Source organism: uncultured Marinobacter sp. (assembly GCF_963974375.1).
GTDB lineage: Bacteria > Pseudomonadota > Gammaproteobacteria > Pseudomonadales > Oleiphilaceae > Marinobacter.
Map to the genome: position 1 here is coordinate 1 of NZ_CAXBDN010000232.1, position 6,882 is coordinate 6,882.

Below are 6,882 nucleotides of genomic sequence, written 5' to 3' on the forward strand. Positions count from 1 at the left end.
ACCGGCCACGCCGGCCCCGCTGATAACAATATTTAATGGTGAAGAATTCCGGGACATCATTTGCCTCCCCAGTGAACAACGCGTCTTTCGATCATGACCGAACCCCAGTTCAGGCCATAACCAAGGGCCCCGGCAGCAAAAATGGCGGCGTACATCTCCGGCATGCGGAACAGCATCTGGGCTTCCACCAGACGATGGCCGAGACCTTCGGTGGAGCCGATAAACATCTCCGCTACAATCACGATCACCAGTGCCAGGGATATGCCATTGCGCAAGCCAATAAAGGTTTGTGGCAGCGATTCCCAGAACATCACATCCCGCAAGGTCTGCAGCTTGTTGGCGCCCATCACCTGGGCGGCCAGCAGCCGGGTCTGGCGAGCGTTCATCACGCCGTAGGCGACATTGAACAGAATCACCAGCGCCGCACCGAAGGCGGTCACCAGTATTTTCGACAGATCACCGGTACCGAACAGCACCAGGAACAGCGGAAACAGGGCGGAGGCAGGAGTGGAGCGGAAAAAGTCGATGACAAACTCCACCGAGCGGTACAGGGGTACCGAGGAGCCCAGGAATATTCCCAGTGGAATGGCGATCACCGCCGCCAGTCCGAAGGAAACGGTTGTCAGCCGCACGGTAGCCAGAAAGTCGTGCCAAAGGCTGCCATCGGTCATGCCGGTCCACAGGCTGAGCATGGTGGCCTGGGGCGATGGCAGCAAGACCGGGTCCGCCACCTCCACTTTCCAGACAACCCACCACACGGCCAGCAGACCGATCACGCCCCACAGGGGCTTGGCGGACTGGATTGTGCGTTCGAACGCAGTGAAGGTTGTCATCGGACGCTGGCCTCCTTGAGGAAAACTTCAAGACAGTGTTTCTGAACATCCACGAACTGCTGTTCCGAAACTGTCGTTGCGGTGCGGGGACGATCAGCATCAAACGACACAAAGTCTGCGATCTGGGTCGGTTTCCGGGTCAGCAGCAGAATGTGATCCGCCAGCCAGACTGCATCCTCCAGGTTGTGGGAGACCATCACCATGGTGGTGCCGCGCTCCTGGAAAATTTTCTGCAGCCGGTCCCGCATCAGTAGGGTCATTTCGTAGTCCAGTGCAGAGAACGGCTCGTCCAGGAACAGCACTTCCGGCTCTACCACCAACGCCCGCATGATGCATATGGTCTGCATCTGGCCACCAGAGAGCTGGTAGGGGTAGCTGTTGAAGTCGATGGGCACATCGAAGCTTTCGATCAGGGCATTCACCCGCCGCTTGCGTTCGTCCGCCGGAATCCCCATGAGCTTGAGGGGGTAGTGAATGTTGTCAATGGACCGCATCCAGGGAAACAACGCCTCCCGATAGTTCTGGAAGACGTAGCCGATGTGGGTCTCGCTGAGGGACTTGCCATCGAACAGGATCTCGCCGCCATCGTAGGGGATCAGTCCTGAAATCATGTTGATCAGCGTGCTTTTCCCACAACCATTGGGGCCAAAGATGGAGGTGATCCGGCCTTTCGGAATATCCAGATCAAAGTTGTTGTAAATGGTGGTATCGCCAAACGCCTTGTTCAGGCCACGAATGGTGATGTGGGTGTTGGGCGGAAACCAGCGCAGTCGTTCTTCCAGCTCCGGATTCTTGCCCTTGTGGTTAATGGCCCCGGGTGCCATCTCGTTCGGAGACGTCGAGGACGCTGAGGGCGGCGAGGGTTTGGCCAGCTTCAGTGCCATGGCATCAGTTCTCCAGGTCCACAAGGTAGCTTGAGGCACCGACGGTTTCTTTGAGCAGGCCCTTTTCGGTGCCCCAGTCCAGGAAAGTCTGGAAGTCAGCCAGGTCCTGGTCGTCCAGGTTGCCCACCATGACAAACTTGGGCAGCGGTACGCTGGCGGCGAGGTCTTCCGGAGTAAAGGTGTTACCTTTCAGGGACTCGCGTGCGCTGGGGTCATTGGTGATGTCGTCGACAGCCTTGCTCCAGGCCAGCGCATAGCGGCGGGCCACATCAGGCTTGCTCTCGATGAAGTCCTTGCTCAGAGCGCCACCGGCCGCCCAGGCCTGGGCGCCTTCGCGCTTGATCACGCGGGTGGCAATGATGCCGGCCTCGATGGCGACCAGATCGCCCCGGGTCTGCATCACGGTGGCGTTAGGCTCGAGGGTCATGCCCAGATCAAAGGTGCCGGCCAGCATGGCTTCCACGTGCAGGTTCATGGCCAGCTCGTTGAGGATGTAATCCTTGCCTTCCACCAGGCCTATGGAGTCGAGACCGGCGCGGGCTACCGCCATGTTGGCAGGGCCGGGCGCGGACATGACCCGCAGCGGTCGTTTTTCCACGTTGTTCAGATCTTCCAGGGCGCTTATGCCCAGTTTCGCGCTGGCCACATACTGCTCCATGGGATATTCCACGTTCTGTCCGTTGATGGCGATATAGGTGGCTACACCGGGTTTCAGCAGGTTGCCATTCATACCCTCGAGGGTGACCAGGTTGGCAGCGGCGTCGATCTGCCCTGAAATGAGGGCACTGAGCAGGGCCGGGCCGCCCATCAGGCGGGTTTCAACGGTCTCGATACCCTGCTCCTCGAAGTAGCCACGATCCCGTGCCACGTAATAGGGTAGTGCCGAGGACACCGGAAAAGCACCGACGCGGACAACATCTGCGGCGGAGGCAAACCCGGCGGACATCAGGCCCAGGCAAAGAACTGCAGAACGCAGCAGGCGGTTGGATTTCAGCATTGGACTAACTCCCGAGATGACGGTAAAGGTCTGGATTGAAAAAGCTGTCACCAGCGCGGTAGACGCGGTGGTCACTCATGTCAGGTTGCGGGCCGTTCTCCACACGGCCATCGAAGGTCAGCTCCAGCTGAACCCCGCTGGGGTCATAGACAAACAGCTGCCACAGGCTGGTGCCCGGTACGATGAATTCACGCCAGTCGAGACCGGCATTGGCAAAGCGTTCACGGAACTCGTGGTAACCCGTGGCTGAAAGCGATACATGATCGATGGCCGCGGTGCCGCAGGGAACGTGGCCGTCGGGCCCCAGCGCAGGGCCGCCAGCGTAGATATGAATGATGGCAACGCCATCCGGGGTGGCCAGCCAGGCACCGGGATAGCCGAAGTCCGGGCGCTCAACCGTGTGCAGGCCAATTACCTGCACATAGAAGCCCACAGTGGTGGCCAGCTGGCGGGTCTTGATGGCGATATGAAACAATCCGGTTATTTGCATGAGTCCTCGGTTCAGTCGTACTTTTCCTGGATTGCATACAATAAGCATAAATAAGGCCAACAAGTAAAAATATAATAATTACAATTAGATGAGTGTTGCAGAGTTCAGGTGGTCAGGTTTTGAGCGACGAATCGGAGGGCGATTGCACAGTGTTCGGGCGAAGCTGTCCTAAAACAGGGCGTAAATTTGTGGGGCTGAGAGAAACCAGAGCGTACGTGCGGCCCGGGCAAAGACCCGGGTTTTCGGTAAGGTTGGGTCAGAGGCGCCTGCTCAGGCGCTCATAAACGAAACATGCGCTGCCACCACCCGCCAGCCTTCCGGGCGCCTTGCCCAGACCTGGCTCTGACGGCCGATGCGGTCAACACCCGGACGCACGAACTCGGTCCAGACGGTAGCAAGATCGTGACCATGGGCGGTGATTACGGTGTTCTGAAGCGTGCGGTCCAGCCCTTTTGAGGGTCGGGACTTGCGGAACTCGGCAATCTGGTCGTAGCCGTAGAGATTTTCGCCGGCGCCATAGCGCACGACCCTGGGGTCGTTCCAGAACAGGCCATCGAGCACCTCTACATCGTTCTCGATCAGGGCTTTTTCATACTGCTCGAACACGGCAGTGACTTCCGCGACGACGTCGGGCAGATCAGTTTCCATGCAAAACTCCTTTGGGAGATGGGGTGTCTGGGCAGGAGTTCAGCAAGTTTCGAGCCATGAGTCATTCAGTTGGGTGCGTTAACGGGTTGGTCTGATTCCCGGAACTGCAGCTTCGCCAGGCGTTGATAGAGCGGATTGCGCTGTACCAGTTCGTCATGAGTACCGATGTCCTGTATCACCCCATGGTCCAGCACCAGAATCCGGTGGGCGTGTTGCACGGTGGCGAGGCGATGGGCGATAACCAGGGTGGTGCGGTCTGCCATCAGTTGCGGCAGCGCCTGCTGGATCAGGTGCTCGCTTTCCGCATCCAGGGCACTGGTGGCTTCGTCCAGTAATAACACCGGGGCATCGGCCAGCAAGGCCCGGGCGATGGCGAGACGCTGCTTCTGACCGCCGGACAGACCCAGGCCGGTATCGCCCAGGTTGGTGTCGTAGCCCTCCGGCAAGGCCTGTATGAATTCGTGGGCGTGGGCTATGCGGGCGGCGGCCATGACATCGGCGTCGTTGGCATCGGGGCGGGCGTAGCGGATGTTGTCGGCAATGGTGCCGTGAAACAGGGCCGGGTTCTGGGGCACCAGGGCAAAGCAGCGGCGCAGGTCTGCCGGGGTCAGCTGGCGGCTGTCGTGACCGTCAATCAGGATCTGGCCCTGGTCGGGATCGTAAAAGCGCAATAGCAGATCGAACAGGGTGGACTTGCCGGCGCCGGAGGGACCCACCAGTGCCAGGGTTTCTCCGGCTTTCACGATCAGTGACAGATCACGAATTACCGGCACATCCGGACGGGTCGGATAACGGAAGCCGACATTGCGGAACTCCAGGCTGCCCTGCACTGGTTGTGGCAGGGTCTGTGAGACCGTTGGCTCCGGTTCAATGTCGCTGGGGGTATTGAGCAGTTCCACAATGCGGGAGGCGGCCCCGGCGGCCCGCTGAAGCTCACCAATCACTTCACTGATGGCCCCGGCGGCCACACCCACCAGCAGGGCATAGAACACAAAGGCGGCCAGTTCGCCGGGACTGGTGTGGCCGTGGATCACATCCAGCCCGCCCACCCAGATAACCACGCCAATGGCGCCCATCACCAGGCTGATGGCCAGGGTGGTCAGCCAGGCCCGCTGGCGGATCCGGGTGCGGGCAATGGCAAAGGCATTTTCCACCACTCCGGCAAACCGTTCCCGGTCATGGGGCTGGTGGTTGAAGGCCTGCACGGTCTTGATCTGGGTAAGGTTCTCCCCCACATAGCTGCCCACATCCGCCACCCGGTCCTGACTCAGTCGCGACAGGTTCCGCACCCTGCGGCCGAAAAACAGAATCGGCACGATCACCAGCGGAAAGCCGAGGATGATAATGCCCGCCAGCTTGGGGTTGGTGACGAACAACAGAATGACGCCGCCAATCAGCATCAGCGCGTTGCGCAGGGCAATGGACACGGTAGAGCCGATCACTGACTGCAGCACGGTGGTGTCAGCGGTAAAACGGGACTGGATCTCCAGGCTTCGATTCTGCTCGTAAAAACCCGGGTGCAGATCCAGCAGATGGTTGAATACCTGCTTGCGGATATCCGCCACAACCCGCTCACCAATCCAGGACACCAGATAGAAGCGGGCGAAGGAGCCAAAGGCCAGGCCCAGCACCAGCACGAAAAACAGCCCCAAAGCCTGGGCCAGCATCTGTGGCGACTGGGTTGCCAGGCCCTGATCCACCAGAATACGCAGACCCTGCCCCAGCGACAGGGTCACGCCGGCGGTAAACACCAGCGCCACCAGGGCACCGGCAACGGCCCTGTGATAGGGGCGGATAAACTGGCGAGCCAGAGTCAGGGCTCGCTGGTGTTTGCTGGCGATGGTGCGGCTCCTTGTGGATAAACGCTGGTTGCTGCAGCCTGCGCCCGACAGGGGCATGGCCGTTTGGCAGGGTAAGTCTGTATTCTACGGACTAAACTGGAAGATTGATTCACCCCACCTGAAAGGAAACCGCCCCTTTGCGCGCCTACGCCGATAACGACTACCCCGCAAGCCACAAGCCGGACTGGCGGATCATTTCGGGGTTATGGCCCTATCTCTCCGAGTTCCGGGGCCGGGTGGTGCTGGCGGTGGTGAGCCTGGTGATCGCCAAGCTGGCAACGGTGGCCACCCCGGTGGCCCTCAAATACATCGTGGACTACCTGGAGCAGAACCGCGGTGGCGAGCTGTTATTGTGGATTCCGCTACTGCTGGTGGTGGCCTACGGCCTGCTGCGGTTTGCCAGCACCCTGTTCAGTGAGCTGCGGGATGCAGTGTTCGCCCGGGTGGCGGAGCGGGCCATGCGGCGGGTATCGCTGCGGGTGTTCCGGCACCTGCATCAGCTGGAGCTGAGTTTTCACCTGGACCGCAAGACCGGTGGCCTGGCCCGGGACATCGAGCGGGGCACCAATGGCATCAGTTTTCTGCTGCGCTTCACCCTGTTCAATATCATCCCCACCCTGCTGGAAATCCTGCTGGTAGCCGGCATCCTGTTGGTGGTCTTCAATCCGGGCTATGTGGTTGCCATTCTGGTGGCGGTGGTGGTCTATGTGGTGTTTTCCATCAAGGTTACCGAGTGGCGTACCCGGTTTGTGCGGGAAGCCAACGCCCGGGACAATGAGTCCAATTCCCGGGCCGTCGACAGCCTGCTGAACTATGAGACCGTCAAATACTTCAATAATGAGGAGTATGAAGCCAGCCTGTACGATGAAGACCTGGAACGATGGGAGCAGGCCCGGCTCAAAAACCGGCTGTCACTGTCGGCTTTGAACACCGGCCAGGCGTTTATTATCGGTGTAGCCCTGATCGTGATCATGGCTATGGCGGTGCAGGAGGTGGCGGCCGGCGACATCAGTCTGGGTGATTTCATCATGATCAATGCCTACCTGATCCAGCTCTTCATTCCTCTCAACGCTCTGGGTTTTGTGTACCGGGAAATCCGTCAGGCTTTGGTCAATGTGGAGCGGCTGTTCAGCTTGCTGGGAGAGAAGCCACTGGTATCGGACGCACCCGACGCCACCGCGCTGAAGAC

Annotated in this window: 7 protein-coding genes; 1 reads left to right on the plus strand and 6 read right to left on the minus strand. The window is 59.8% G+C overall.

Translation table 11 applies throughout. The annotated features are described in order from the left end of the window. Positions 1-56: 56 nt before the first annotated feature. The 6 genes from AAC035_RS16585 to AAC035_RS16610 form a co-directional block, all read right to left on the minus strand. Positions 57-833 carry an ABC transporter permease gene (locus AAC035_RS16585; RefSeq protein ID WP_339806103.1) on the minus strand — a complete coding sequence of 259 codons (777 nt, stop codon included), beginning with the start codon at positions 831-833 and terminating at the stop codon, positions 57-59. Next, the gene (locus tag AAC035_RS16590; RefSeq protein WP_339806105.1) at positions 830-1,717 is read right to left on the minus strand and encodes an ABC transporter ATP-binding protein; all 888 of its coding nucleotides are present in this window, start codon (positions 1,715-1,717) and stop codon (positions 830-832) included. The genes AAC035_RS16585 and AAC035_RS16590 overlap by 4 nt, the downstream gene beginning before the upstream one ends. Before the next feature lie 4 nt (positions 1,718-1,721). After that, on the minus strand, positions 1,722-2,714 hold the full coding sequence (locus AAC035_RS16595) for an ABC transporter substrate-binding protein (RefSeq protein WP_339806107.1): 993 nt from the start codon (positions 2,712-2,714) through the stop codon (positions 1,722-1,724). 4 nt (positions 2,715-2,718) lie between these two features. After that, positions 2,719-3,204 (minus strand): hypothetical protein, encoded by a 486-nt coding sequence (locus AAC035_RS16600; RefSeq protein WP_339806109.1) that lies wholly within the window; start codon positions 3,202-3,204, stop codon positions 2,719-2,721. A gap of 270 nt (positions 3,205-3,474) precedes the next feature. Then, on the minus strand, positions 3,475-3,852 hold the full coding sequence (gene hpxZ / locus AAC035_RS16605) for an oxalurate catabolism protein HpxZ (RefSeq protein WP_339806110.1): 378 nt from the start codon (positions 3,850-3,852) through the stop codon (positions 3,475-3,477). Between the two features lie 65 nt (positions 3,853-3,917). Continuing rightward, the gene (locus AAC035_RS16610) at positions 3,918-5,750 is read right to left on the minus strand and encodes an ABC transporter transmembrane domain-containing protein (protein WP_339806111.1); all 1,833 of its coding nucleotides are present in this window, start codon (positions 5,748-5,750) and stop codon (positions 3,918-3,920) included. An 80-nt stretch (positions 5,751-5,830) separates the two neighbouring features. On the opposite strand from AAC035_RS16610, the gene AAC035_RS16615 reads away from it, so the two are divergent. Then, the coding region (locus AAC035_RS16615; protein WP_339806112.1) for an ABC transporter transmembrane domain-containing protein at positions 5,831-6,882 on the plus strand (1,052 nt) is incomplete at its 3' end.

What these genes read in the sequence shown, in the direction of transcription:
- AAC035_RS16585 (WP_339806103.1), bottom strand. Translation starts at nt 833, where the DNA reads ATGACAACCTTCACTGCGTTCGAACGCACAATCCAGTCCGCCAAGCCC.
- AAC035_RS16590 (WP_339806105.1), bottom strand. Translation starts at nt 1,717, where the DNA reads ATGGCACTGAAGCTGGCCAAACCCTCGCCGCCCTCAGCGTCCTCGACG.
- AAC035_RS16595 (WP_339806107.1), bottom strand. Translation starts at nt 2,714, where the DNA reads ATGCTGAAATCCAACCGCCTGCTGCGTTCTGCAGTTCTTTGCCTGGGC.
- AAC035_RS16600 (WP_339806109.1), bottom strand. Translation starts at nt 3,204, where the DNA reads ATGCAAATAACCGGATTGTTTCATATCGCCATCAAGACCCGCCAGCTG.
- hpxZ (WP_339806110.1), bottom strand. Translation starts at nt 3,852, where the DNA reads ATGGAAACTGATCTGCCCGACGTCGTCGCGGAAGTCACTGCCGTGTTC.
- AAC035_RS16610 (WP_339806111.1), bottom strand. Translation starts at nt 5,750, where the DNA reads ATGCCCCTGTCGGGCGCAGGCTGCAGCAACCAGCGTTTATCCACAAGG.